The sequence below is a fragment of the Bacillus sp. CBEL-1 genome, assembly GCF_004348885.1.
Classification (GTDB): Bacteria; Bacillota; Bacilli; order Bacillales; family Bacillaceae_H; genus Priestia; species Priestia aryabhattai_A.
The window spans coordinates 1,725,461-1,751,085 of sequence record NZ_SBIM01000013.1; the positions used below are offsets into that span (position 1 = coordinate 1,725,461).

The window sequence follows — 25,625 nt, forward strand, 5'->3', positions numbered from 1 at the left end:
TAACAGAGTAATAGTTTTCTCAATTTTAAAAATATTCTTCAAAAAAACGCTCTGTTCTCGATAAAATAATTCGACTAATTCTACCAATTTCCTTTTTTTCTCGATAAATTTATTGAAAACGCTTCATTTATCTCGATTTTATGTATAATACAGATAAGACCGAATAAAGGTGGTGACCTTGTTGAATCACATCAAAACATACAATATGAAAGAAGTTAAAACTCCTGTTGGGACGTTAGTCATTGAAGGTCCCGTTTCCTCTACAACATTAGCACAGCTAGATTTCCACCAAGAATTAACGGCCTTTAGACCCGCTGAACAGCAAAAGCAAGCTCTAGTTGAAATTGCCGACTTACCTGAAGGTAGAATTATTGTTGCACGTATTAACCATACCGTTGTTGGCTATGTCACCTTCTTATACCCAGACCCTCTAGAAAGATGGTCTGAAGGGAAAATGGATAATTTAATTGAGCTAGGTGCCATTGAGGTGGCAGCTCCATTTAGAAGCTACTCTATTGGAAAAAGTTTATTGAAGGTTTCAATGATGGATGATGCAATGGAAGATTATATTATTATTACAACAGAATATTATTGGCATTGGGATTTAAAAGGAACAGGCTTAAACGTGTGGGAATATCGTAAAATCATGGAAAAAATGATGAACACAGGTGGATTAACCTGGTATGCAACAGATGATCCAGAAATCAGCTCACATCCTGCCAACTGTTTAATGGCTCGAATAGGAAAAAGAGTCAAGTTAGATAGCGTTCAATCGTTTGACCACCTACGTTTTCAAAATCGCTTTATGTATTGATAAGGAGGCGTTTTATATGCTTGTTGAAGAAATTATGATTCAAGATGTTATTACTCTAGCACCGACTGATACCATTGCTGAAGCACTTCACTTACTAGATACATATAAAATTCGTCACATTCCAATTGTGAATCATGCAAATCATATTGTTGGTATTATCTCCGATCGTGATATACGAGATGCTAGCCCATCAATTCTAGATCCATCTTCACAGTCTACTGAATTATCAGAACCTATTTATCGCATCATGAAAAAAAATGTTATTACTGCACATCCCCTTGATTTTGTGGAAGATATGGCAAACGTCTTCTATGAAAACCAAATCGGATGCATACCTGTTACACAAGAAAACCGTCTAATCGGTGTTGTTACTGAACGAGACTTATTGCGAAGCTTTATTCAGTTAACTGGTTCACATAAGCCTGGGTCACATATTGAAGTGAAAGTTAAAAATCAAGCGGGTGTTTTAAGTGACGTGACAGCTATATTCGGTCAACACCGTACAAATATCTTAAGCGTCCTAGTATACCCTGATAAAGATGATCGATATAAAGTACTCGTTTTTAGGGTTCAAACGTTTAATCCACTTAGCATTCTTAACGATTTACGTGATCACGGCTACGAAGTTATTTGGCCAAAACCACTGGAGAATACGTTATGAAAAAACAAGATGCCGTCTTTATTTACTCTGAAGATTTATTAACTTATAAATTTAATCAACACCACCCTTTTAACCAGCTTCGAGTAAAGCTAACTTATGAACTGTTGCTGGAATCTGGAATGCTAACAGAAAAACAACTTGTCTTGCCAAGAATGGCTACTGACGAAGAGCTAGCGCTCGTTCATGACCCTGCTTATATACAAGCTGTTAAAGATGCTGGATCAGGAAATTTATCGAACACAAAAGCTGAAAGCTATGGATTAGGGACGGAAGATACACCTATCTTTCATAACATGCACGAGGCTAGTGCATTTCTCGTTGGTGGTACGCTTACTGCCGTAGATCAAGTCATGTCAGGAAAGGCTAACCATGCACTAAACCTTGGTGGTGGACTTCACCACGGCTTTCGAGGAAAAGCATCTGGCTTTTGTATTTATAATGATAGTGCGGTAGCTATTCGCTATATGCAAGAAAAATATAGTGCCCGCATTTTATACGTCGATACAGATGCTCATCACGGTGATGGCGTACAATGGACTTTTTACGATGATCCTTCTGTATGTACTTTATCCATTCATGAAACGGGAAGATATCTATTCCCTGGAACTGGAGATGTAAATGAGCGTGGCCATAATAAAGGATACGGATATTCATTTAATATACCAGTTGATGCCTATACAGAAGACGACTCATGGTTACATGCCTATAAAACATCACTTGAAGAGATTGCTGCGTTCTTCAAGCCAGATGTGATCTTAACTCAAAACGGTGCTGATTCTCATTACTATGATCCGCTTACTCATCTTTGCGGCACAACTAGAATGTATCGGGAAATTCCAAAAATCGCGCATGAGATTGCTCATAAATACTGCAACGGGAAGTGGATTGGAGTAGGTGGTGGAGGATATGATATTTGGCGTGTAGTTCCACGCGCTTGGTCCTTTATTTGGCTAGAGATGTTAGAAAAGCAAGATATTACGGGAAGTTTACCCGCAACCTGGGTTCAAAAGTGGGAGAGGGAAGCTCCCATCCCCATCTGTACAAAGTGGGATGATGAAGATGGAATCTATGACCCGATTCCAAGACGGCAAGAAATTGAGGAAAAGAATGCTCATACTGTCTCTCGAGCTCTTTTTCCTATTCGTTCGCATCAGAAAGAAGCTTCATCTCACTAAAAAAGCATGGCCTTCTCTCATAATCTGAGAAGAGGCCATACTCTCAATAACTATTCATTTGTTGGGTCAGAAATAATAATCTCAACGCGTCGATTCTTTTGCATATTGGCTTCTGACGTATTTTCAACAACAGGCTTTGCTTCCCCGTAACCAATAGCGATAAATTGCTCAGACTTCAAATCATAATTAGCTGTAAAGTAGCGAATAACGCTGCTTGCTCTTGCAGTAGATAACTCCCAGTTCGATGGATAACGGTACGTTTTAATCGGTCGATTATCGGTATAGCCTTCAATTTTAATCTGGTTAGGTATGGTCGTAAAAAGCTCACCTAGCTCATTTAAAAACGGATAGCCTTTTTTTAAAATCTCTGCCTCTCCTGTTTCAAACAACACCTGTTCTTGTAATACCAAAACGACTCCTCGCTTATCCCGATTCGCCGTTATCACTTCTTGAAGGTTATTTTTTTCAAGATATTGTTGTACCTGTAAAAGAATACGATCAAGCTCCGCTGACTTGTTACTAACGCCTTTTTCATTGTTTTTTTCTCGCGGATGCGACGATGATTCAAATTCAATAATAGAAGCGTTTACCCCATTAGATTCTGATAAGCCCAAAGAGTTTACTAATTGTTTAAATTTAATATTATCGATATTAGACATAGAGAAAAGTAAAATAAAGAACACCAATATTAATGTAACAAGGTCTGCAAACGTCACCATCCATTTGTTTGACTGTGAAGAATGCTGAACTTTTTTTCTACGCTTCACGGACGCTAGTCCTCTCTTTAAGCTGAGATTGTCCTACTTTTTTAGCTGGTATAAATGCTTTTAGCTTTTCTTGCAATAATCTAGGGTTTTGACCGTTTTGCAAACCGACAACAGCTTCAATTACTACTTCTTTCATAAATACTTCCTGCTCTGTTTTTACTGCTAGCTTGGCTGCAATTGGCTGAAATAATAAATTTGAAAGAAGAGAACCATATAATGTCGTCAGAAGTGCAATGGCCATATTTGGACCAAGTGTAGAAGGAGTATTTAAGTTCCTTAACATTAAAACAAGTCCAATTAATGTTCCTACCATTCCCCAAGCTGGAGCATAGTCACCAGCTTTTTCAAACATATTTCTCCCCCTAGAATGACGTTCCTCAACTCCAATAATTTCTGCTTCTAACATTTCTTTAATTATTTCAGGTTCTACGCCATCAATTGCTAATAAAAGTCCTTTTCGTACGAATGGATCATGGACCTTGTGCATTTCTGCTTCCAGTGCTAATAATCCCTCACGCCTTGCTAATTCTGATAGCTGTACAAATTTCCCAATCATCTCATCAACGTTTGATTCTTTTGATTGAAAAGCTTGTAAACCAACTCTCCACATATTACGAAGCTGCCTAATTGGAAAGCTTACGCATAGAGCTCCGAAAACTCCCCCCAAGACAATAAGCATGGACGGGAAATCAATAAAAATTAAAAAACCTTGTACTCCGCCGCTAGAAATAACGCCAAACGCAACCATAGAGATACCAATTAGTATCCCTATAGGCGTTAATAGATCAAATTTCTTCATACCTTCTCTCCCCACTAATGGCAACTTCAATATGTTTTTGCATGACTAAGCTCATTAGCTACTTATGGAAATTTGTTTTTATTTTGTTGATTGTCTGTATTCAATACGGTGTGGAAGCTGAACAATGCTGCTATCAACAGTTTCTTTATTCATATACTTCGTTAATAATCTCATAGCTACCGCACCAATATCATACATTGGTTGAACAACAGAAGTTAGCTGCGGACGTACCATCGTAGCTAAACGCGTATTATCAAATCCAATAACCTCAAGGTCATTTGGCACGTTATATCCACGATCTTGTGCACCATGAATAACACCTAGAGCCATTTCATCAGTAGCTACAAAAATAGCTGTCGGTTTTTCACTTTCTTCGAATAGCTTTTCAACTGCTTCAATACCTGAATCGTACGTGTAATCGCCTTCCACAATATAGGAATCTTGAACATCAATTTGATGATCTGTTAATGCTCTTTCATAGCCTTTTAATTTTTTGGCATGATTAATTGGTTCTTCTAGAGTACCTGCTAAGAACGCAATTTTACTGTGGCCATTGTCAATTAAAGACTTAACCGCATCATATGCTGCTTGTTCATAATCAATTGTGACAGATGGAATTTGGTTTGTAGATTCAATAGATGCTGCTAATACAATCGGAACCGGTGACTTTTTTAACTCTTCTACATGCTCTTCAGTTAAATTACCACTCATGAAAATAATTCCGTCTACTTGTTTACCTAGCATTGTATTTAATAGGTGAAGTTCTTTATCTTGATTTTGATCGGAGTTACTTAGAATAATATTATATTTGTACATTGTAGCAATATCTTCAATACCACGTGCAAGTTCTGCATAAAAGATACTTGAGATATCTGGGATAATAACCCCTACTGTTGTTGTCTTTTTACTTGCTAACCCTCTTGCTACTGCGTTAGGACGATAGCCTAAACGTTCAATTGTTTCCAATACTTTTTTTCTTGTCGAAGGCTTCACGTTAGGGTTTCCGTTCACAACGCGCGAAACCGTTGCCATTGATACACTCGCTTCTCTTGCTACATCATAAATTGTTACGTTCATAACGACACGCTCCTTTTTTATTACTTGTTCACTTATTTTGTCCTAAAATGATAACTTGTAATTACGTATATAAATCCTTCTTGCATATAACGAAATAGTTGTAAGATTTTCATTCATGATTTTTATATACCCATTAAATACCCATTCTATATAACGTCTATTCATAAATCATCAAAAGTTCTTATGTATATACACGTACATACAGGGGCTTGAATAAAAAATAATTGACAGAATTATAGCGAATATCTGTAACTACTATACGACACTATGTGCTGAACCGCAACGCCTTTAGCGCCTTTTTCCGACAAATTTCACCAGATTTTCAAAAAATGATTCTGTCTTTTTATCCTTTCCTATTTTTAGCAAACTTATTGTAAAGATGCAACATTATTGCTTTTTTCTACTTATAACAGTACAGTTTTTCATACAAGAAGCCTGAAACATGAGTTTCAGGCTTCTCATTTATACATTTCAGTTACAAAGCGGCTTTAACTTATTCATAAATTCATTAAATTGAGGAATATTCATCTGCTGGGCAGAATCTGATAATGCAACAGCTGGGTCTGGATGAACTTCTGCCATGACTCCATCAGCTCCAATTGCAAGCGCTGCTTTAGCAGTTGGAAGCAATAAATCTCTTCGTCCCGTGGAGTGCGTAACATCGACAAGAACTGGTAAATGCGTTTCTTTTTTCAAGATTGGAACAGCCGAAATATCTAACGTATTGCGAGTTGCTCGCTCATATGTTCGAATTCCACGTTCACATAAGATAATTTGACCGTTTCCTTTTGACATAATGTATTCAGCAGCATTAATAAATTCATCAATTGTAGCAGCTAAACCTCTTTTTAATAATACAGGCTTATTCACACTTCCTGCTGCTTTTAGTAATTCAAAGTTTTGCATGTTTCGTGCACCAATTTGGATAACGTCTACATACTCAAGTGCTGTTTCAATATCACCAGGGGTCACGATTTCACTGATCACCGCTAAATCGTATTCATCAGCAACTTGCTTTAAAATCTTCAGCCCTTCTAAACCTAACCCTTGAAAATCATACGGTGACGTTCTAGGCTTATAAGCACCACCGCGAAGAAGCTTAATTCCTTGCTGCTTTACTGCTTTTGCCACCGCAGCAACTTGCTCATAGCTTTCAACTGCACAAGGGCCTGCAATAAACCGCTGACTACCATTGCCAATTGCTTCTCCTTTTACCGTGACAATTGTATTATCTGGATTTTTTTTCCTTGAGACAAGAAGTGCTTTTCTATGATCATCTTCTTGGAGCTCGAGGTTCGCTTTAAAAATTTCCTTAAAGATATGCTGTAGAGTAGATGTTTCAAATGGCCCTTCATTTTTCTCAACAATTAAATCAAGCATTGCTCTTTCACGGACGGGGTCAAAACGATTCGTTCCCTGCACTCCTTTTAGTTTACCAACCTCTTGAACGAGCAGTCCTCTTTCATTAATAACTTTTAATAGCTGTAGGTTCAGTTCATCAATTTGAGCACGTAGTTGCTGTAAATCTTGTTTCGCCATTTGGTTCCACCCTTTCACCTTTACGGTTATCAATATTCATGTGTTTATCTCGCTGCTGAAAATAACTAAAACACAAAAGTCCTTTGAAGAATCTGTTGATCTAGGAGGATATAGATAGAGGAGACGACTAAGTTACATTCATTTTATACGAAATTCACCTGAAGCACAATAAAGCAAAAGCCTGCGCAATCTTTCAGCACGCAAGCTTTCTTTACCTTTTATTTACTTACTCTTTTACTTAGTTCTTCTTCGGTAATCTTCCAGTGTGAAATGTCCCAACTTACTTTATTATTCTCAAAGAAAAGAGCTTGTGGTGATTCGTGTTTAACACCATATGTCTCAGCAATATAATTTGATAGTGGACGTGCGTCTTGGACGTGTAAATAGTATGCTTTCACTGAGTTTTGGTTGTTTACATAGTTCGAGAATGCTTCATAACCTGCGCCGCTAATTGGACAGGTTGTACTATGCTTTAAAAATAGAAAAGATTCATTTTCGTTGACTACTTCATTAAACTCTTCTACGCTTGTAATTTTCTTCATTTTCATCATCCTTTTAAGTTTTTTCTTTATTTTACCTTCCAAATTACTCATTCACAATAAATTAACATATGGGATAGTCATAAAAAAAAGCGTTCAAGTAGATGAACGCTTACTAGCAAATTTAAGGGCGATTGATATTGCTTTCTACTTCATCTAACGCTTCTTGGGCTTCCGTTAGCTTTTGATGAAAGTCTTCATCACTTTGAGACTCTACTTCATCAGCAAGTACCTCGAGGCTTGTTGGTGGTAAATTGTCTTCATGCTGATCAGCTTTTCTAAAATTTTTCACTTTATCTACCACTTGTGATGATTGCTCGGAGATAGTATGCGACAAATCTGCTGTTTTTACTTTCGCAGTTTGAGCAAATTCTTGTCCTTTTTCAACAGCGCTATTTTTTACTTGCTCCGTTTTTAAACGAACATAAGCAGCTTGTTCATTTAAATCCGCTCTTAGTTCTTTACCTGCTTTCGGAGCTAACAATAAAGCAGTCGCTGCTCCTACTACTCCTCCAATAATCGTTCCTAATAAAAAGTCTTTATTTGTTGATTGATTATTTGCCATTGCTTTCTCCTCCAGTATACTTTTAAGAATAAGATCTTGAGCGTTTTTTTGATGGTTCAACTAACTCAGCAGCAGTGGAATCAACAGTAGATTGTTGTACAGGCTTTCTTCTCGCTTTCAATCGTTCCCACACATCCATTGCTACATTGCTCCATTGAACAACTTGTGCAACAGTCTCTTTGTTTTCTTCTACCTTTTGCGAGACGCTAGTAGACACGTTCTTTAAAGATTTATTTAAATCATGAATCGAGTCTCCAACACCTTTCACCGAATCCACTACGGTATTTAAAGCTTCCGATTTTCGTTGAATATCTTCTGCCAATAAATTAGTTTTATGTAAGAGTGCAGTTGTTTCCGTTGTAATACCTGTCATTTGTTTTTCCAAACCGTCGAGCGTTCCTGCCACAGAAGTAAGAGTTTGTTGTACAGAACGAAGCGTCTTTGATACTGAAACAACAAGATAAAAAATCGCAATAGCGACTACTGCAGCGCTTAAATATAAAATAAGAATCATATTTAATCCCCTCCTCGTTCATAATTGTTGATACAAATACGTTCCCAATTTCAAAATAACTTAAACATAGGATCAAAAATTGGAAGTGTTTATCCTTATCATACACTATCTTCCTCATTTTCTTAAACTTTTATTATTTATTGCCTTATCCTTTGGAAAGTATAACTAAAACATTCCATATTCATCAACAAAAAATAAATAATCGGTTACAATAAGAAAGTGACAGTTGTCGCTTATTTTAAAGGAGGAATACATATGAAAGATCCTAGAATTCAAACTTTGGCGCATAACTTAATTAATTATTCCATTCGTCTTCAAAAAGGTGAAAAAGTTTTAATTGAAAACTTTGGCTTGCAACGTGAACTTGTAACTGCCCTTGTAAACGAAGCATATGCTGCAGGTGGATATCCATTTGTTTTATTAAAAGACCATACGGTAGACCGTGCTCTCCTTCAAGGTGCACAAGAAGAGCAATATAGCATGATGGCTGATTTTGAAGCAAACGTGATGAAGCAAATGGACGCTTATATTGGATTACGTTCAGGTTCTAATATCTTTGAACAATCCGATGTACCAGGAGACAAAATGCGTATTCATGGAAATACAATCGGTAAAAAAGTCCACCGTGATATCCGTGTTCCAAAAACAAAATGGGTTGTACTACGCTATCCAAATGATGCAATGGCTCAATTGGCTAAAATGAGCACAGAAGCATTTGAAGATTTTTACTTTGATGTATGTAACTTAGACTACAGCAAAATGAGTAAAGCGATGGATGCGCTTGTTGATTTAATGAATCGTACGGACAAGGTTCGTTTAACTGGAAAAGGAACAGACTTAACATTCTCTATTAAAGATATTCCTGCTGTAAAATGTGCTGGCGAAATGAACATTCCGGATGGAGAAGTCTACACAGCACCTGTCCGTGATTCAGTAAATGGAACCATTGCTTATAATACACCTTCACCATATCAAGGATTTACGTTTGAAAACGTAACGCTAACGTTTGAAAATGGAAAAATTGTTGATGCAACGGCTAACGATACAGAGCGTATCAATGAAATTTTCAATACAGATGAGGGTGCTCGCTTTGTTGGAGAATTTGCAATTGGTGTAAACCCATATATTCAACACCCAATGCAAGATATTTTATTTGATGAGAAAATTGATGGTAGCTTTCACTTTACCCCAGGAGAATGCTATGAAGATGCATACAATGGTAACAAATCAAATATTCATTGGGATATGGTTATGATTCAACGTCCTGAATATGGCGGTGGAGAAATTTACTTTGACGATGTATTGATACGTAAAGACGGTCTTTTCGTATTAGAAGAATTAAAAGGATTAAATCCAGATAATTTGAAATAATCAATTATCCAAGCACTAAAAAAGCTCAGATTAATAATCTGAGCTTTTTTTATTATGAAACCGTTTTTTGGTATAACTCTTCAAATTTTTGAATATCCCCAGCTCCCATAAATACAAGAACTGCTTCATTATGACCTTTTAACGTTTCAATTGTTTGTTCATTAATAAGCTCTGCTCCGCTGATTTTACTGCGCAGATCTTCAATTGAAAGCTTGCCTTGCTGTTCACGAGCTGAGCCGAAGATATCGCATAAGTATACTTTATCAGCATGTTGTAAACTTGTAGCAAAGTCTTCTAAGAACGTTTGTGTTCTTGTAAATGTATGAGGTTGGAATACAGCAACTACTTCTCGATTTGGATACTTTTGACGAGCTGCTGAAATTGTTGCGTTAATCTCCGTTGGGTGATGCGCGTAATCATCAATTAATACTTGCTTTCCAACACTCTTTTCACTAAAACGACGCTTTACGCCTTGATAAGTCTTAAATCGCTCTTGTAACACAGCTACAGGGATGTCTTCATAATGACATAGAGCAATTACTGATAGAGCATTTAAAATATTATGGTCTCCGTATCCAGGAATTTCAAATGATGCAAAGAATGTATTACGTACAAATACATCAAATGCTGTTCCAGTCGTACTTTTCACGATATTGCGAGCTTGAAAATCGTTTTCTTCACCTAATCCATAATACAAGACTGGTACTTTTGCTTGTATTTGCTGAAGATGCTCGTCATCACCACAGGCAATAATACCTTTTTTCACTTGCAAACCCATCTCTTGAAACGCACTGAATACGTCTTCGATGTTTGCAAAATAATCTGGGTGATCAAAATCGATGTTTGTCATGATTGCATAATCTGGCGTATAGGATAAGAAGTGACGACGATATTCACATGCCTCAAATGCAAAATATTTGCTATCTTTTACGCCCTTCCCTGTGCCATCTCCAATTAAATATGAAGTTGGCTCAGCGCCTTGAATAACATGTGCTAGCATACCAGTAGTGGATGTTTTACCGTGAGCACCTGTAACAGCAATACTTGTAAACTGATTCATATAGTCACCTAAAAAACGGTGATAGCGAACAACAGGTATGTCGCGCTCCATGGCTTCTGCAATTTCCTCATGCGTATCAGGAAACGCATTTCCAGCAATTACAACCATGCCTTCTTTAATGTTTTCTTTATTAAAAGGTAGAACAGGAATCCCCTGCTCTTCTAATGCTTTCTGTGTAAAGATTTCTTTTTCAATATCCGAACCTTGAACTTGAAAGCCCGTATCATTTAAGATTTGTGCTAACGCACTCATCCCTGTTCCTTTAATACCTACAAAATGGTAAACTGTCATATAAAGAACCTCCAACATTCGTCTATCTGTAAGACAGTATATGACGGTTATCAATAATTGCTCTTACAAACATGTCATTCTTCGCATTTGTTCGTATAGAATGATAACAGCTGCATATTATATCACTTCTGAAAATTGCTCAACAAGCTTTGAAAGCCTTGACTTTTGGCTATTTCTGAAAGACTCTGGCCTCCGTCAAATAGGTAACCGCATATCTTTTTAAAAATTGTCTCCAATTGAGCTTTTCTTCTTGGTTCAGTGATTGATGTAGCTTCTCCAAACTAGCTTCTGCTTGTATAAAGTAAGAGCCTACTAACACGTCATAACCGAGTGACTTTATTTTCCGAACCCATAATACTTTCTCAACATCTGTGTTTTTAAACCTTCCTTTTACATCTTTGATGATAACCTGCTTGTTTGTCAATGGACTATATCCTTTTACGTAAAAAGACTCACATACTTTTGATACAACAATCGGCTCTAATACACTTGTTAAAAACAACGCACTTTGAATTAAAAATGTTTCGTTTCGTGTAGCTGTTTTTTCACTTATAAACTGCTGCAACAACGTTCGGCCTTGAATTGTAACATAATCAAATGCAAGCCACTGTTGAAATAAATGCTCTTTGTCGCTTAGCTGCATTTGCTTTTGTGAAAGTCCTGTACGTTCACGAAAAAGGTGAGCTGCTCTCACTTTTTCTCGAATGTTTGTATACCTCATAACAAACAAAAGGTACTCATTATAAAAGGATTGAATGGCCTCATCCGCTTGGGATTGTTTTTCTTTCCGAATTTCAATTAAATCAATAATGTCTTGATGGTTATTCGCCATTGCTTCTCACACTCATTATCGAGGAGCCTTAGCATATCGCTTGTGAGCTGACGTCCTCATTAATAATTATACTTTCCAAATTAAACTGGAAAAAACAACGAAATGTTACCCTTACATATACTAAATCATTTTTTGTAATCTGACAAACCTTTATCTCGGTTCTCACACTTCCAAAATAACCTAACCTCATTACACACATAAAGACCTGGGCTAAGCTACCCTGCTAAAATAGCCGTAGCAAGCCAGGTCTTTACTTTAGTAGCTGGCTGTTTTATTTTCAAGTTCATGCAGCTCATCTTCCGTAATTAACACATCTCTTGGCTTACTACCTTTCGCTTCGGAGATAATCCCTTGCTGCTCCATCATATCAATTAATCTTGCAGCGCGATTATAACCGATACGGAATCGGCGTTGTAAGCTTGATGCTGAGGCACCGTCCTGGTTTAGAGCAAATTCACACGCCTCATAGAATAATTCATCATCTTCCTGTGTTGAAAACGTCTGCTGTTTTTTTAACAGTTCTTGCTGATCAAATAAATAAGTTGGCTTCATTTGCGATTTTACATGATCGACGACGCGATCAATTTCTTCATCTGATACAAAATTCCCTTGAACTCGAACCGTTTTAGACGAACCGTTTTCTAATAACAGCATATCTCCTTTACCAAGTAGTTTCTCCGCTCCACCTGTATCAATGATCGTGCGAGAATCAACTTGAGAAGAGACCGAAAAGGCTACGCGGGTTGGGACATTCGCTTTAATAAGACCTGTGATAACATCAACAGAAGGTCTTTGTGTCGCTAGCAGCAAATGAATACCGCATGCTCTCGCTTTTTGAGCTATACGACAAATTGCTTCTTCAACTTCACCAGGTGATACCATCATTAAATCTGCAAGCTCATCAATAATAATGACGAGATATGGAAGCTTACCGCTTTTCTCGCTATGCTCTTCTACTTTTTCATTATAGCGTGTAATATCACGCACACCGGTATGCGCAAACAGCTCATAGCGACGTTCCATTTCTTCTACAGCCCACTTTAAAGCTGTTGTGGCAGCTTTGGCGTCTGTAATAACAGGACTTACTAAGTGCGGAATACCATTATAAGGCGCTAACTCAACCATCTTTGGATCAATAAGCATCAATTTGACCTCATGTGGAGCTGCTTTATAGAGCAAACTCACAATAATTGTGTTAATGCATACGCTTTTTCCTGAACCAGTGGCCCCTGCAATTAAACCATGTGGCATTTTATTTAAATCCGTGACTACTGGAGAACCTGAGATATCTAAACCCAATGCTACCGTTAAAGGTGACTTATTTTGGGTGAAAGCTGGGTCGTTTACTATTTCGCTAAGCAAAACCGGCTTACTTTGTTGGTTGGGCACTTCAATGCCAATTGTATTTTTACCTGGTATTGGCGCCTCAATCCGAATATCTCTTGCTGCTAAACTCAGCTTAATATCATCTGTTAAATTCGTTATCTTATTTACTTTAACGCCCGGCTCTGGTTGAACTTCAAAGCGTGTAACGGTTGGACCTTTCGTCACATTTACTACCTTGGCACGAACGTTGAAATTGTTTAGCGTCATATCAAGCAGGTCACTTTGCTCTTGTACCCAATCATGATCCTCTTCCATTTCAATTAATGGTGCATTTAACATTGACATAGAAGGGAATTGATACAGCAATTCCGCTTGAGAATCCGCTAATGGTGTTGCTTCTTTAAGTAGGCTAGGAGTTGGTTCTTCTTCACGCTCCTCTTGCTTCTCCTGCGTTTTCAAACGCTCTACAGACGAAGATTGAGCGACTTTTTCACGGTCCTTTTTTAACATCATGACATTAAAAGGAACTAACCTGCGGCCTCCATTTGATGAGCTCGCACTTGACTTTTCCGGTTTTCGATTAGTGTCTTCCGGGTCATCTGCATATGCTTGTGGCTCTTCTTCAATTGCAGGCTGAGACTCTTTTACCTCTTCAAACTCATCTACAATAGGCGCTTCTTGCTGTGGAACATCTTCTTCTATAGATTCTGACTTCTCTACTACTTCAGGCGCTATGCTTTCAATATTTCCATGTCCCTCAAACTGAATTGATGGTTTCTCTACTTCTTCTAGTGGCCGTTCTTCAATATGTAAAGACGGGACTGTTTGAGGTTCGACATAAACATCTTTTACCTGTTCGCTAAACGAGTCTACGTTTTCTACTTCCTTACTCTCCTCTTGCTGTTCTTTGCGCACTAGAGGTTCTACGTACGTCCTTTCGTTACGAATTTCTTTTCGCAGAGATTCATACGTAGGGGTCGGCTTTATTCCAGCTGAGCTCGAAAGCTCAAATTCGACCACTTCTGAATGCTGTTGAGAAAGTTGATGATTAGCTGGACGCTTGTTAAATCCGTATACAGGTGACGGGATTTCAGTTGGACGAAACGGCTTCTTCACTTGCGAAGTCGGCTTAGAAGCAACTGATACTTTTTTCTCTTGTACTGGCTTCACATATTCTGGACGTTGAAAAGGAGCCGGTTCTTCTCGATTCATCTGACGACTTTTCCGTACAAACTCTCGTTCATTTTTCACCTCTTCAGCAGGTCTTTCTCTTCGACGGACTTCATGACTTAGTGAATCATCTGAACGACTAAATTGATTGTCATCTATAAGTGGAAAGCGAAATTGACCTTTTGGATAGTGATAAGCTACTTTTGCCTCTAAGTCTTGATGGGTTGTCCCTTTTTCTTGTCTTGGTAAACGGGCTGGTGTTTGCTTCTTTGGAGTAGCTGCTTTTTCATTGACCGTTTCTTGAACTGGCCTTTGCTTCATTTCTGTCTCTTTCTTAGGCTCATTTAATGGAATCTCTGTTTTTCGACCTTCTTCATCTACTATAATTTCTTTCACTTCATAACCTAATAGATAATCCATCATTTTTCGCATAAAACCCATTTTTATCACTCTTTCTTCCTTAACAGTCGTATTTCTATTTATAAAAAACTGTATGCTTCTTGTAAAATTTTCAATTTTTATACACTCTCATTCATTTTACCATGTATCCAATAGGGTTCCTATAAAATCTATTAACTAGTTACCCGATATCTTATGAAATATGCAAAAAAGCCACTAGAACTACTAGTGGCTTTTAATTTTATCAAATTTATAAAACTATTGACAATTGCTTTTCACAAACTGTAATCCTTTGAAACATAGGTGTAAAGCAACATCCGACTTTTGTATTATATAGAATTAAGCTGAGAACTCTTCTCCTACTTTTGCGCTTTCTTCCAACACTAAAATCCCTTTTTCTTGAGGAGCATTTGGCAAAGCTAATTCTTTTGCAGAACAGATCATACCAGAAGAAGGTACGCCACGAAGTTCTGCATCTTTAATAACAAGACCACTTGGCATAACAGCGCCCACTTTTGCCACTACAACTTTTTGTCCTGCCTCAACGTTTGGAGCACCACACACAATTTGTAACGTTTCTGTGCCAACATCCACTTTACAAATATTCAATTTATCAGCGTTTGGATGCTTTTCTTTTTCCTGAACATAGCCCACAACAAATTTTGGAGATAAGTCTACTTCAATCGATTCAGAAAATCCACTTTCTCGAATAACGCGGTTTACTTCCGCTATTAGCTCTTCTGTTAACTTAATCGGCCCACGCCCTGAGAAAGATAAAACAGTCGATGCTTCGAAAATATTATAGCCAGCAGTAACATTTGATTTTTCATCAAAGATGCGCGTGACGTTCTTTTTTGTTTCAAACGTTCGGTTTGACAGTTCGATGTCTTGAAGAGATACGATTAGCGTATCACCGATACCTTCTTTGTTGTAAAAAATATTCATTCCTTAACTCCGTCCTTTACTACGATTTTTTCCTAAAATGAAAATTGGCTCTAAATGCCCGTTTTCATACAAGAAAGAGAGTGCTGTAATGGGTACTCTTCCACTAGCAAAAAAGCTCATATTCATCTGTGCTAATATATCATAGCCCGTTTCATTTTGAACATCTGCTAAAATCAAAACATCTTGATGAGGCACAGCAATTGTGAGCGTTCCTTTTACTTTATCTTGAAACTCTTGTAAGAAAGATTCATTTAAAATGCGGCTCGCATCATACCCGTCATTAGCATTAACAAAATAAAAATCGTTGCCCGCAACCGTATCTTTTTTATATGTAATCGGCAATGACCGAAGATTAAATCTTGCCATTTCCCTAATAGATGTTACCTCAAGCTTTTCTTTTTCAAGGAGCTTTTCATCTATTAATCGATACGTATTACCCAAATCTAAGGCATAATAAACTCTTGTTTCTGCCGTATGATCATCATATACGAGCGGAACATCTTCGTTTGTTTTCGTTGGAAAAGAAGTAGATCGAATAACTGGAAGAATCTTCTTTTCTTTTGGGTTTAATTGTTGTTCATCATTCATTACGCGCACAGCTTCTCTTATATAATATATCATTTCATCTACTGCTGCGTCCTTTTTTTCTTCCCACTTCGCAATGAGTCCTGGTAGTGAAACAGTTAATCCTTTTTTCGTTTCAGAATGCTCAATTCGTAGCGTATCGTTTTTTTGATCGAATTGAAAACGTAAATTTTCATCTTTCAAACGATCTTGAATTAATTTTTTCATTTTAATACTCGTCATCTTCACTAAGAAATCCCTCCTTTTCACCAAAAAAGCTTAAAATTAGGCCTCTTGTTAAAACAACAGGCCCAGCGGTAGCTTATCCTTTTAAACTTTCGATAAATTGTTCAATCTCTTCCTGCGTTTTACGATCTTTACTTACAAAACGTCCGCTCTCTTCACCGTTGTGGTATCCTACAAAACTTGGAATACCAAAGATATTGAGTTCAATGCACAAATCAATAAACTGATCGCGATCTACATAGTGAAACGTATAGTCACTATATTTCTGTTCCACTTCAGGTAAAATTGGTTCAATGACACGACAGTCTGGACACCAGTCTGCTGAGAACATCATAATATGTTTTCCTTCTTTAATGACCTCATTATATTGTTCAATACTCTCCATTTTTTTCATTGTTACTTCCTCCTTTATATTGTATGCCTTGTTGCTTCCCAAAAAAGACATCTTATTTATCATTATTTTAATTGTACAGTCATTCATATGAAACCATAGTCAACAAGATGGTGCAAGTATCTTACTTCTAAGTATGTAGAGCGTTTCATTATTATAAGGTGTTAGTATATCCTATTTATTGTTTTTGATGAAACTGATATTGACCATACAGCATGCGAACAACGTGTTCAAACATCGTTGTTCTTGTGAGCATTTCCGATGTGAAGATACCGATTGCCCCTTCATTTGAACGCACATTTTTTTTATGCGTAAAGCGCTCCATAGCTTCCGCTAACTCAATTTTTTCTTTCTTTAACATTGTTGCAATTTCGTGAGGTAATAAAATCCTTGCACCACCAGCAATAATTGGCTTTTTGAGAGAAGGACTACTTAAAGCTCCCCAATTGCACAAAAACAACCCATAATCTGTTTCTGTTACGCCACCTTCTAATCCTATCCCTAAATCCATCTCATCTTTACATGCTCTCTCTGAACGGTTAATGGCTCCTTGAATGGTTTCTTCATCGGAAAACGGTTGGCTAGATACACCTGAAGGCACCTCAAACAAATGGTAGGTCATTTCTTGTCCAAATACATTCTTAACAGCATTTATTTTAGTTGGATTTTTCGTTCCAATTGCAATATTCATTTTATCTCTCCTTTGCTTATTGTTTAATTAACACAAAAAACAATCGCTTTTTACAAGCGACTGTTCTAAGATTAAACTTGCTCTTTAAGAGTAGCTACTGTTGTTTCGTCCGTTGCACGCACTAACTTCACTAATAGTTCTTTCGCAGCTGCATAATCATCTACATGAATCATAGAAGCATGTGTATGAATGTATCTTGAGCAAATACCAATTACAGCAGATGGAACTCCACTATTAGATGTATGAACACGCCCTGCATCAGTGCCACCTGGTGAAACAAAATACTGATATGGAATATGATTGGTCTCAGCCGTATCTAAAATAAACTCTCGAATACCTCGATGCGTTACCATCGTCCGGTCAAAAATGCGAAGCAGTACACCTTTTCCAAGCTGCCCAAATGCATTCTTATCCCCTGACATATCATTTGCTGGGCTTGCATCTAGCGCATAAAAAACATCAGGCTTAATCATATTTGCAGCAGATTGAGCACCTCGTAAACCTACTTCTTCTTGCACAGTTGCTCCAGCGTATAGAATATTTGGCAACTTTTCATCTTTTACTTCTTTTAATAATTCAATCGCTAATCCACAACCATATCGATTATCCCATGCTTTTGCTAAGATTTTTTTCTCATTAGCCATTGGTGTAAATGGACAAATGGGCACAATCTGATCTCCAGGACGAATCCCCATATCAGCAACCTCTTGCTTAGAATCGGCGCCGACATCAATCATCATATTTTTAATAGCCATTGGCTTATTACGCTGCGCATCTTCTAACAGATGTGGCGGAATCGATGCAATAACGCCTGTAACCTTTCTCGTTCTTGTAACAACCTCGACGCGCTGAGCCAAGAGTACCTGACTCCACCATCCGCCTAATGTTTGAAAGCGTAACATTCCTTTATCCGTCACTCCGGTTACCATAAATCCAACTTCGTCCATATGCCCAGCTACCATTACTTTTGGACCTGAGGCATTGCTTTTTTTTACCCCAAAAATACTCCCAAGTCCATCCTGAATAATTTCATCAGTTAAAGGCTCCATTTGTGATTTCATAAAAGCCCTTACTGCATGCTCATGCCCTGGAGCACCCGGAAGTTCTGTTAGCGTTTTAAATAATGATAAAGTTTCTGAATTCATCTTTCGTCTCCTTTATGTATGTCATTACCCTTTATTGTAGCGAAAAGTCAAAATACTTTCCATTCTTCTTCCTTAAACACCTGGATTGCTTAACAATCAAAGTATGTTTTTGTATAATGGACTATAGTAAGAGCTTTTGTTTTTATTAAAAAAAGAAGGTGATTATTATGAAGTATACCCAGCTCATAACAGGCATTGCTGTTGGTTTTGCAAGCGCTTATCTCTACCAAAAGAAAAAGTCGTCTCTTTCATCCATGGAAGCACTGCACATTGCAAAACAGGCATTTAAACAAAATGGTCCTATTAACGGCTCTTGGATTCAGACGACGACCAAGGTTATAAATAGGTATGGTCTCGCTTTTGAAGGTTACTCTGGCGGTATTACTCGCTCTGTAGACGGCAGTCGTGAACAATATGAATTTTTCATTGATAAAAGTAGCGGTAACATTATTGACTTAGTAAAGATTGATTAAATTTCACTGCATTTATGATATCACCTTTAGTATCCCACTTAATTGCTCGGTAATAAGCATCATGGTAAAAACTAAGCCATGCATTTTGATTGTATGCGTATTGAAGCCATTTTTCTTTTTGTGAAATAGATGTCATTGGAAAATCGTCATAGGCCATAACCCACAAAACATTGTGATGAGCATGAGTTGGCAGTAAATCTCCCATATGCACAAGCTGCTCACCTTGGCTACTAATGACAACGACAGAATGTCCATCGCTATGCCCACCTGTGTGGTGCATCGTAAATTCCGGGAGCAATTGAATAGAATCATGAAACGGTACAACTTGAGATTCAATAGCTTCCCAATTCTGCTTCCAATACGTATTTTTTGAACGTATATTAGGGTTTTGCATTTCGTTCCATTCAACTTCGCTTACGTAAATAACTGCTTTTGGAAACGTAGACTCCAATGCACCTTGACTTTTCGTTGTTAGTCCCGATACGTGATCAAAGTGCATATGCGTCATCGCTACTTTGGTGACATCATGTCGTGTTAACCCTAGTTTCATTAAATCCGTTTCTACATGAGATTCTTCCGTAATACCAAAATGTTTTTTTTGCTTACCTTCAATCATTCCATTTCCTATACCTGCATCAATTAAGACAACTTCTTTACCAATTTGAACTAAAAGTGGATCAGTTCTCATCGGAATACGGTTATCATAGGCAGGAGGGTATTTTTTAGACCAAAGCTCTTTTGGTACAACACCAAACATAGCGCCTCCATCAAGATGATTGTCTCCACCGTTTAACCAAGTAACTCTTACATCCCCTATTGTTAACGTTTCCATTTTTCACACCTCCCATATATTCCTATTTATTGTATCACTGCCTATTTGCGTTTTTATAGTCTTTTTTAAATAAAAAGGACCTTTCATTAGTTGAAAGGTCCCTGTGGATATTACTTTTCGTTCATGTATTTAACTTCTGAACGATAGATTCGACTTCCTTTTTGAGAAAACTTCTCTTCATACTCAGTCATAATATTTCCTTCAAATTCACTCGCATGTAAATCTAAACTTACGTACTTTAATAACAAACCATATTCAGAAAAGCTCATTAAAGAGTATTCAAATAACCCTTGATTATCTGTTTTAAAGTGTATTTCTCCACCATCAATTAAAATTTGCTCATAGATATTTAAAAATGTTTTGTACGTTAAGCGTCTTTTAGCATGACGAACTTTTGGCCAAGGATCTGAAAAGTTTAGGTACACTCGTTCAACATCACCTTTAGCAAAGTATTCGGTTAAGTCTTTTGCATCAACACTTAGCAGCTTGAAGTTCGGTACTTCTGCTTCAATTATACGATCTAAAGCACTCACAATTACACTCTCGTATAACTCAATACCAATATAGTTAATATTTGGATTTTGCTTAGCCATTCCAAGTAGAAATTGACCTTTTCCAGTTCCTACTTCAATATGAATTGGATTATTGTTTTCAAATACTTCGTTCCACTTTCCCTTATGTTCTGCAGGGTTTCCCACAGCATATTGTGGATACTGCGCCAATTTTTCTTTTGCCCAAGGTTTATTTCTTAGTCTCATACTCCACACCTCATCTATATTATCAAAAATTATCAAAATTGAACCACACGGAAAATGTCGGTTATTTTGTACAACCGACATTCGTATGAATAATTGTATTTATAAAGAAAAAAATAAAAGCATCATACGAGAAAGGATGATGCACTATGCCTTTAAACGCTCAGCATCAAATGGCTATCTTAAAGGACATCTTATCAAATCACCAAACAGACTGCTGTGGAACAGTCTCAGAATGCGAACAAGTTGAACGTTTGGCTCAAGCAATGCTAGCAAATGGAACTGCTAATGAACAAGTGTATCGTACGCTTCAAAATATTTGCGAGTATACACAAACTGCAAAAAGCGCGGCACATCTTGACCAACACATTGAGACAAACAAACAAAATCTATCTCAATGGGTTGAAGAACTATCTAGTCTATCTTAATTAAACTTACTGGCTTAGCTGCTCATTTTCAAGCAATACTTTTAAGTAGTTAAGCCAGTAGTTCATTTCTGGTACTTCTTGCTTTGTACGGTGCCATTGTACAAATAAAATGCTCTGACTCACCACATACCACTTCATTCGCTTTTGTAAGTTATCAGTTAAAGTAATACCATACTTTTCTAACCAGCTCTTCCATTCTGCTGGATCGATATACCAATACAATAAGAGGCCTAAGTCAATGGCTGGATCAGCAATCATCGCTCCGTCCCAATCAATTAAATATAGCTGTTCATTTTCGCCTAGTAACCAATTGTTATGATTGACATCGCAATGACAAACCACATATTCCTCTGGTTGAACAAAATCCACTTCTCGTTCTAAATACATAATTCCTTGCTCAACAATCAGTTCTTTTTGCAAGTCTACATCTACATTCGCTCGAATATCGAGTAGAACGTCTTGTGGTAATAATGACTCTTTCCCTAATCTTTTTAACATATCCAATAGCTCTTTAGAGTGATGAATTTTACTCAGCAACTCTGTTACGCTATCCGAGTTCATATCTTGAGGCTTCAACTCTCGACCATCTAACCAGTGTTGAGCTGTAATTACATCTCCATTTTCCATTCGTTTTGTCCAAACTAGTTTTGGAACAATGCCTTCTGCTGATAAAACAGCTAGGAAAGGAGATGAATTACGCTTCAGAAATAGCTTTCGGTCTTGAAACCTTGCGAAATAAGCATCTCCAGTTGCACCGCCAGCAGGAGTCACTTCCCATTCGCTTCCTAATATATGTTCCAACCAATTCACCTTCAATTTCAACACACACATTTCATTAAAAATTTAAAGTTATGTTTACTTCTATTTATATCATCAACAACGTGTATTTGTTTTATTAAATAAAAAAGACAGCTATTGCGGACATATACCAATAGCTATCCTTCATAAATTTTATCCTCTTCCCGCTTTTCTCGTCAAGTAGCAGAATAGCACTTATGTTTTAAATAATGCTAAAACTCCAACTGCAGGAACGGCTGTTTTACCTGAAAGGACTTTTGTAAATGGATACTTATAAGCATTTTCTCCATCAATTACAACATGCCAATTTCCCGGTGGCAAGTTAATATAACGAGTCGATGTGTCTTGGTTAAACGCGACAATAATATCTTTCCATGGTCCGTACTCTTCTACATTAACAAGAGAATATGCAACAACTTCTGGTAGTGATTCTAAGAACTTCATATGCTTCCTAATGCGCTCAGTTGTATGAAAACGAAACGCGCCGTGTGCTTTTCTTAGCTGAATCACTGCTTGTAGCCATTTGATATCCTCTTTATAAATCTTTCGCTGTTCCCAATCAAATTGATTAATGCTATCTGGTGAACGATAGCTATTTTCAACGCCTTTTTTTGTTCGGTAAAACTCTTGTCCTGCATGTAGAAAAGGAATTCCCTGAGCTAATAACACCATTGCACTTGCAAGCTTTTGCCTCTTTTGCAAGATTCGCTTCTCTTCATGGGAATTACACTTACTCAATTTATCCCACAAAGTATGATTATCGTGTGATTCTACATAATTTATTGAGGAGGTAGGCTGGGTAAATAAATACTTTTCTCCTTTTTGATAAGAAACACTGCCAGCTACTACTTGCTTTACTTCGTCTATTCGATGAGTGTTACCACAAATAAAACCTTTATCATAGATGTTAAAAGTACTTCCCTTAATAAAATCTCGAAAACGATCATTAAAAAAACCAATGTTTGGTACCTTATCAGAATTATAAATGGTTGCTTTCTCCTCTGAGGATAAAGGGGTATTTAAATCCCAACCTTCACCGAATAGTAAAATCGATGAATCATATTCAAACAGCTTTTGTCGAATCGTATTCATCGTTTCAATATCTAAAATTCCCATTAAATCAAATCGAAAGCCATCCACATCATATTCTTTCACCCAAAACAAAACCGAATCCACGATAAATTTGCGTGCCATCTTACGCTCAGAAGCAAAGTCGTTTCCTACACCAGTTCCGTTAGAAGGCATTCCAAATTCATCATGGCGGAAGAAATATCCTGGAACAATCTTTTCAAATGAAGATTCTTCTCTTATATACACATGGTTATAGACGACATCAAGTATAACACGCAAGTCATTCTCATGAACGATTTGAATAAGCTCCTTTAGTTCTAGAATACGGGCTACTGGATTGGTCGGATTCAAAGAATAACTACCTTCCGGGACATTGAATAGGAGTGGGTTATAGCCCCAATTGTAAGCATCAAAAGGATTCAATTCATCTACACCATCGAAATCATTAACTGGTAAAAGTTCCACATGTGTAATACCAAGTTCCTTCAAGTAAGCTAAGCCTGTTGATACACCGCTTTCTGTTGACGCTCTAGTAAATCCTGCATATGTTCCTTTACTGGACACGTTACTGGAGGGATGAATGGTAAAATCACGAATGTGCACTTCATAAATAATAGCATCGGTAGGGTTTGGAAGCGGAGCCTTTTGCACCGGTGACTGCTTCGTTTTTTTTAAATTCACCAGCACACCATATTTACTATTTACTGATGCTGCTATTGCATAAGGGTCAACAGCTTCTCTCGTAACGCCGTTGACCGTTACCTCAAATGTGTAGTAATACCCTTCTTTTTCAAGTCCACAGGCCGCAGTCCAAACTCCTTTTGTCAGGCGAGTCATGCTAATATATTCTTTGTTTAAAGTTTCAGGATTGATAAGCTTTACTTTTACATCCGTAGCAGTTGGTGCCCATACTTTTACCTGGATATGTTGGGTAGTAAAACTCACCCCCAAATCTGATTCATTATAAAAGAAAGCATCATCGAATTCAGGAGTCCGGATGACGGCTCCTATCTTTAAGTCTGCTTTCGCACCACGTTCTTCTACCACTCGATACTCTTCACCAATCTCTACTTTCATTGGACAATAGTATTCATATTTTATAGCTTCATGTAAGACTTTTTTATCCTTTAACGTTAAAGAAAGAGATTGGTCACCTCTCATTAAGCAAAGCGAATTCACTTCTCCATTGTAGTAAGATTTAGGAACAAGAACGGTAACCATATCCATCTTATCTAAATATGCTTCAAATTTTTGATCATCATAAGCCATCTGTTCTCCTCCTACATAACTTATTATGAGCATTATATGTTCAAATTGGAGAAATGAAAGCATTTTCTATTAGATAAATACTAAATTTCACATCAAAATGATTCATTCTCACTTCGATCAAAATAAATGCTTTGACTATGTTTTAAAAGTGCCTCAGCTGCTTGAAGCTGATTAAATTTTAAAGGTGCTGATAAACGCCTTAAACTATAGAACCATTCTTCATAATTCCTCTTATCAATAAAATCAATTTGATAAGGTTCTTTAGGAGAGTCAAAGAATCCATTACGACTCAGCAATACTTTTCGAATAGGTCGATCAATGTTATGCGATTGGTAAAGGCTTTTTACGAGTTGCACCGTTCTATTTAATCCAAGCACAGGATTTAACACTTTCTTTTTGTCTTTCCCTATTAACTCTGTCCAAAAATTTTCTTTTGAATACTGAAACACAGAGCCATTTTTTCCTTCAACCATTGCAATGCAGATAGTTTCTGTAGGCGTAATTAAAATAACCTCTGCTTCAACAGGGGCTTTTTTCACTAAAAACACAGGCTTATACATAAGTAGAAACGTATCAGGAAAACTTTTCAAAAAATATTGAAGCTTTTCATCATAAAAATATCGCTTATCTGCATTTGAAAGCTCAAATAAAGTTGATGTCGCCCACCTCATTTGCATTTGAAAAACGTTTTCTAAAAACAACACTTTTAAATCTTGTAGGTTTTTAGGGTCTGTCACGAACGTAGTGAGATTTTCAGCATCAAAGCTTTCTTCTCCTTCTTCTTTTTCTATTGCTACCTCCATGTATTGTTTATCTATTTCAACTAGTTCATCTTTTTTAAAGAAGAACTTTACCTTTTGAAAAAGCGATTGTTCTGGAGTCAGTGATTCTTCTAACTCAGCTATATCCGCTTCTTTTCCATTATAAAAATATTCCTTTGCTCTATCCCAATTATGTTGTTTCACACGTGTAAATTGAGATGAATAATGATACAAATCTCTCTCATAGCGTGAAAGATAGTCTTGTATCTTAATAAGTTGCGCCATATCAAATCATTCTCCTCGCTAAAAGCTGCCAGATTGTTTTTATGGTTCAATTTTACTAATATTAAAACAAAG

26 protein-coding genes are annotated in these 25,625 nt (G+C 37.1%); 6 read left to right on the forward strand and 20 right to left on the reverse strand.

Going from position 1 to position 25,625, the window contains the following annotated elements:
• The first annotated feature begins 181 nt into the window (after nucleotides 1-181).
• Genes EPL02_RS18740 through EPL02_RS18750 form a run of 3 tightly spaced genes read left to right on the forward strand, consistent with a single transcriptional unit; the run spans nucleotide 182 to nucleotide 2,650 of the window.
• Nucleotides 182-814: a GNAT family N-acetyltransferase gene (locus EPL02_RS18740; RefSeq protein ID WP_131888405.1), complete on the forward strand. Its 633-nt coding sequence runs from the start codon at nucleotides 182-184 to the stop codon at nucleotides 812-814.
• Between the two features lie 16 nt (nucleotides 815-830).
• A complete protein-coding gene (locus EPL02_RS18745; RefSeq protein WP_131888406.1) occupies nucleotides 831-1,475 on the forward strand; it encodes an acetoin utilization AcuB family protein in 645 nt (214 codons plus the stop codon).
• Complete coding sequence (locus EPL02_RS18750) at nucleotides 1,472-2,650, forward strand: acetoin utilization protein AcuC (protein WP_131888407.1); 1,179 nt, start codon at nucleotides 1,472-1,474, stop codon at nucleotides 2,648-2,650. Before EPL02_RS18745 ends, EPL02_RS18750 begins: the two co-directional genes overlap by 4 nt.
• A 50-nt stretch (nucleotides 2,651-2,700) precedes the next feature.
• Here the strand turns inward: EPL02_RS18750 and motS are convergent, their stop codons facing one another.
• From motS to EPL02_RS18785, 7 genes are all read right to left on the reverse strand, one after another.
• Nucleotides 2,701-3,369 (reverse strand): flagellar motor protein MotS, encoded by a 669-nt coding sequence (gene motS / locus EPL02_RS18755; RefSeq protein ID WP_286175492.1) that lies wholly within the window; start codon nucleotides 3,367-3,369, stop codon nucleotides 2,701-2,703.
• A gap of 37 nt (nucleotides 3,370-3,406) precedes the next feature.
• Nucleotides 3,407-4,216, reverse strand: a complete 810-nt coding sequence (gene motP / locus EPL02_RS18760) for a flagellar motor protein MotP (protein ID WP_094911913.1) — start codon at nucleotides 4,214-4,216, stop codon at nucleotides 3,407-3,409.
• 78 nt (nucleotides 4,217-4,294) lie between these two features.
• Nucleotides 4,295-5,293 (reverse strand): catabolite control protein A, encoded by a 999-nt coding sequence (gene ccpA / locus EPL02_RS18765; RefSeq protein WP_094911914.1) that lies wholly within the window; start codon nucleotides 5,291-5,293, stop codon nucleotides 4,295-4,297.
• Between the two features lie 471 nt (nucleotides 5,294-5,764).
• Entirely contained in the window at nucleotides 5,765-6,832 is a 1,068-nt protein-coding gene (locus EPL02_RS18770) for a bifunctional 3-deoxy-7-phosphoheptulonate synthase/chorismate mutase (protein ID WP_131888409.1), read from the reverse strand.
• Between the two features lie 218 nt (nucleotides 6,833-7,050).
• On the reverse strand, nucleotides 7,051-7,374 hold the full coding sequence (gene ytxJ, locus EPL02_RS18775; RefSeq protein WP_131888410.1) for a bacillithiol system redox-active protein YtxJ: 324 nt from the start codon (nucleotides 7,372-7,374) through the stop codon (nucleotides 7,051-7,053).
• 121 nt (nucleotides 7,375-7,495) lie between these two features.
• Complete coding sequence (locus tag EPL02_RS18780; RefSeq protein WP_131888411.1) at nucleotides 7,496-7,936, reverse strand: YtxH domain-containing protein; 441 nt, start codon at nucleotides 7,934-7,936, stop codon at nucleotides 7,496-7,498.
• Nucleotides 7,937-7,958: 22 nt separating this feature from the next.
• Nucleotides 7,959-8,450: a DUF948 domain-containing protein gene (locus EPL02_RS18785; protein WP_094911918.1), complete on the reverse strand. Its 492-nt coding sequence runs from the start codon at nucleotides 8,448-8,450 to the stop codon at nucleotides 7,959-7,961.
• A 255-nt stretch (nucleotides 8,451-8,705) separates the two neighbouring features.
• On the opposite strand from EPL02_RS18785, the gene EPL02_RS18790 reads away from it, so the two are divergent.
• Complete coding sequence (locus tag EPL02_RS18790) at nucleotides 8,706-9,821, forward strand: aminopeptidase (protein ID WP_131888412.1); 1,116 nt, start codon at nucleotides 8,706-8,708, stop codon at nucleotides 9,819-9,821.
• A 52-nt stretch (nucleotides 9,822-9,873) separates the two neighbouring features.
• On the opposite strand, the gene murC is transcribed toward EPL02_RS18790, so the two are convergent.
• From murC to EPL02_RS18830, 8 genes are all read right to left on the reverse strand, one after another.
• Nucleotides 9,874-11,172, reverse strand: coding sequence for a UDP-N-acetylmuramate--L-alanine ligase (gene murC, locus EPL02_RS18795; RefSeq protein WP_131888413.1), 1,299 nt, complete (start codon nucleotides 11,170-11,172; stop codon nucleotides 9,874-9,876).
• 169 nt (nucleotides 11,173-11,341) lie between these two features.
• Entirely contained in the window at nucleotides 11,342-12,004 is a 663-nt protein-coding gene (locus EPL02_RS18800) for a nicotinate phosphoribosyltransferase (protein WP_131888414.1), read from the reverse strand.
• A gap of 255 nt (nucleotides 12,005-12,259) precedes the next feature.
• On the reverse strand, nucleotides 12,260-14,941 hold the full coding sequence (locus tag EPL02_RS18805) for a DNA translocase FtsK (protein WP_131888415.1): 2,682 nt from the start codon (nucleotides 14,939-14,941) through the stop codon (nucleotides 12,260-12,262).
• A gap of 297 nt (nucleotides 14,942-15,238) precedes the next feature.
• Nucleotides 15,239-15,844: a YtpR family tRNA-binding protein gene (ytpR, locus tag EPL02_RS18810; protein WP_131888416.1), complete on the reverse strand. Its 606-nt coding sequence runs from the start codon at nucleotides 15,842-15,844 to the stop codon at nucleotides 15,239-15,241.
• Nucleotides 15,845-15,847: 3 nt separating this feature from the next.
• Entirely contained in the window at nucleotides 15,848-16,651 is an 804-nt protein-coding gene (locus tag EPL02_RS18815) for a DUF1444 domain-containing protein (protein WP_131888506.1), read from the reverse strand.
• Nucleotides 16,652-16,730: 79 nt separating this feature from the next.
• Nucleotides 16,731-17,048, reverse strand: a complete 318-nt coding sequence (locus tag EPL02_RS18820) for a thioredoxin family protein (RefSeq protein WP_094911924.1) — start codon at nucleotides 17,046-17,048, stop codon at nucleotides 16,731-16,733.
• Nucleotides 17,049-17,223: 175 nt separating this feature from the next.
• On the reverse strand, nucleotides 17,224-17,736 hold the full coding sequence (locus tag EPL02_RS18825) for a DUF84 family protein (protein WP_131888417.1): 513 nt from the start codon (nucleotides 17,734-17,736) through the stop codon (nucleotides 17,224-17,226).
• Nucleotides 17,737-17,807: 71 nt separating this feature from the next.
• On the reverse strand, nucleotides 17,808-18,881 hold the full coding sequence (locus EPL02_RS18830; protein ID WP_094911925.1) for a M42 family metallopeptidase: 1,074 nt from the start codon (nucleotides 18,879-18,881) through the stop codon (nucleotides 17,808-17,810).
• Between the two features lie 167 nt (nucleotides 18,882-19,048).
• On the opposite strand from EPL02_RS18830, the gene EPL02_RS18835 reads away from it, so the two are divergent.
• Entirely contained in the window at nucleotides 19,049-19,354 is a 306-nt protein-coding gene (locus EPL02_RS18835) for a PepSY domain-containing protein (protein ID WP_131888418.1), read from the forward strand.
• Here EPL02_RS18835 and EPL02_RS18840 read toward each other — a convergent pair.
• Both EPL02_RS18840 and trmB read right to left on the reverse strand, forming a co-directional pair.
• The gene (locus tag EPL02_RS18840; RefSeq protein ID WP_131888419.1) at nucleotides 19,329-20,186 is read right to left on the reverse strand and encodes a YtnP family quorum-quenching lactonase; all 858 of its coding nucleotides are present in this window, start codon (nucleotides 20,184-20,186) and stop codon (nucleotides 19,329-19,331) included. The genes EPL02_RS18835 and EPL02_RS18840 overlap by 26 nt on opposite strands.
• 110 nt (nucleotides 20,187-20,296) lie before the next feature.
• On the reverse strand, nucleotides 20,297-20,944 hold the full coding sequence (trmB, locus tag EPL02_RS18845) for a tRNA (guanosine(46)-N7)-methyltransferase TrmB (RefSeq protein WP_094911928.1): 648 nt from the start codon (nucleotides 20,942-20,944) through the stop codon (nucleotides 20,297-20,299).
• A gap of 146 nt (nucleotides 20,945-21,090) precedes the next feature.
• Between trmB and EPL02_RS18850 the strand changes: the two genes are divergently transcribed.
• A complete protein-coding gene (locus EPL02_RS18850) occupies nucleotides 21,091-21,369 on the forward strand; it encodes a YtzH-like family protein (protein ID WP_025909496.1) in 279 nt (92 codons plus the stop codon).
• A 6-nt stretch (nucleotides 21,370-21,375) separates the two neighbouring features.
• On the opposite strand, the gene EPL02_RS18855 is transcribed toward EPL02_RS18850, so the two are convergent.
• From EPL02_RS18855 to EPL02_RS18865, 3 genes are all read right to left on the reverse strand, one after another.
• Complete coding sequence (locus tag EPL02_RS18855) at nucleotides 21,376-22,191, reverse strand: phosphotransferase family protein (RefSeq protein ID WP_179289255.1); 816 nt, start codon at nucleotides 22,189-22,191, stop codon at nucleotides 21,376-21,378.
• A 171-nt stretch (nucleotides 22,192-22,362) separates the two neighbouring features.
• Nucleotides 22,363-24,507 (reverse strand): type I pullulanase, encoded by a 2,145-nt coding sequence (gene pulA / locus EPL02_RS18860; RefSeq protein ID WP_094911930.1) that lies wholly within the window; start codon nucleotides 24,505-24,507, stop codon nucleotides 22,363-22,365.
• A 92-nt stretch (nucleotides 24,508-24,599) separates the two neighbouring features.
• The gene (locus EPL02_RS18865; RefSeq protein ID WP_131888420.1) at nucleotides 24,600-25,553 is read right to left on the reverse strand and encodes an NERD domain-containing protein; all 954 of its coding nucleotides are present in this window, start codon (nucleotides 25,551-25,553) and stop codon (nucleotides 24,600-24,602) included.
• Nucleotides 25,554-25,625 lie beyond the last annotated feature (72 nt).

What these genes read in the sequence shown, in the direction of transcription:
- ytxJ (WP_131888410.1), bottom strand. Translation starts at nt 7,374, where the DNA reads ATGAAGAAAATTACAAGCGTAGAAGAGTTTAATGAAGTAGTCAACGAA.
- EPL02_RS18825 (WP_131888417.1), bottom strand. Translation starts at nt 17,736, where the DNA reads ATGAATATTGCAATTGGAACGAAAAATCCAACTAAAATAAATGCTGTT.
- EPL02_RS18850 (WP_025909496.1), top strand. Translation starts at nt 21,091, where the DNA reads ATGCCTTTAAACGCTCAGCATCAAATGGCTATCTTAAAGGACATCTTA.
- EPL02_RS18805 (WP_131888415.1), bottom strand. Translation starts at nt 14,941, where the DNA reads ATGGGTTTTATGCGAAAAATGATGGATTATCTATTAGGTTATGAAGTG.
- EPL02_RS18840 (WP_131888419.1), bottom strand. Translation starts at nt 20,186, where the DNA reads ATGGAAACGTTAACAATAGGGGATGTAAGAGTTACTTGGTTAAACGGT.
- motP (WP_094911913.1), bottom strand. Translation starts at nt 4,216, where the DNA reads ATGAAGAAATTTGATCTATTAACGCCTATAGGGATACTAATTGGTATC.
- EPL02_RS18790 (WP_131888412.1), top strand. Translation starts at nt 8,706, where the DNA reads ATGAAAGATCCTAGAATTCAAACTTTGGCGCATAACTTAATTAATTAT.
- EPL02_RS18780 (WP_131888411.1), bottom strand. Translation starts at nt 7,936, where the DNA reads ATGGCAAATAATCAATCAACAAATAAAGACTTTTTATTAGGAACGATT.
- EPL02_RS18785 (WP_094911918.1), bottom strand. Translation starts at nt 8,450, where the DNA reads ATGATTCTTATTTTATATTTAAGCGCTGCAGTAGTCGCTATTGCGATT.
- EPL02_RS18770 (WP_131888409.1), bottom strand. Translation starts at nt 6,832, where the DNA reads ATGGCGAAACAAGATTTACAGCAACTACGTGCTCAAATTGATGAACTG.
- EPL02_RS18835 (WP_131888418.1), top strand. Translation starts at nt 19,049, where the DNA reads ATGAAGTATACCCAGCTCATAACAGGCATTGCTGTTGGTTTTGCAAGC.
- pulA (WP_094911930.1), bottom strand. Translation starts at nt 24,507, where the DNA reads ATGGCTTATGATGATCAAAAATTTGAAGCATATTTAGATAAGATGGAT.
- EPL02_RS18800 (WP_131888414.1), bottom strand. Translation starts at nt 12,004, where the DNA reads ATGGCGAATAACCATCAAGACATTATTGATTTAATTGAAATTCGGAAA.
- EPL02_RS18820 (WP_094911924.1), bottom strand. Translation starts at nt 17,048, where the DNA reads ATGAAAAAAATGGAGAGTATTGAACAATATAATGAGGTCATTAAAGAA.
- ccpA (WP_094911914.1), bottom strand. Translation starts at nt 5,293, where the DNA reads ATGAACGTAACAATTTATGATGTAGCAAGAGAAGCGAGTGTATCAATG.
- murC (WP_131888413.1), bottom strand. Translation starts at nt 11,172, where the DNA reads ATGACAGTTTACCATTTTGTAGGTATTAAAGGAACAGGGATGAGTGCG.
- EPL02_RS18750 (WP_131888407.1), top strand. Translation starts at nt 1,472, where the DNA reads ATGAAAAAACAAGATGCCGTCTTTATTTACTCTGAAGATTTATTAACT.
- EPL02_RS18830 (WP_094911925.1), bottom strand. Translation starts at nt 18,881, where the DNA reads ATGAATTCAGAAACTTTATCATTATTTAAAACGCTAACAGAACTTCCG.
- trmB (WP_094911928.1), bottom strand. Translation starts at nt 20,944, where the DNA reads ATGAGACTAAGAAATAAACCTTGGGCAAAAGAAAAATTGGCGCAGTAT.
- motS (WP_286175492.1), bottom strand. Translation starts at nt 3,369, where the DNA reads ATGGTGACGTTTGCAGACCTTGTTACATTAATATTGGTGTTCTTTATT.
- ytpR (WP_131888416.1), bottom strand. Translation starts at nt 15,844, where the DNA reads ATGAATATTTTTTACAACAAAGAAGGTATCGGTGATACGCTAATCGTA.
- EPL02_RS18815 (WP_131888506.1), bottom strand. Translation starts at nt 16,651, where the DNA reads ATGACGAGTATTAAAATGAAAAAATTAATTCAAGATCGTTTGAAAGAT.
- EPL02_RS18865 (WP_131888420.1), bottom strand. Translation starts at nt 25,553, where the DNA reads ATGGCGCAACTTATTAAGATACAAGACTATCTTTCACGCTATGAGAGA.
- EPL02_RS18745 (WP_131888406.1), top strand. Translation starts at nt 831, where the DNA reads ATGCTTGTTGAAGAAATTATGATTCAAGATGTTATTACTCTAGCACCG.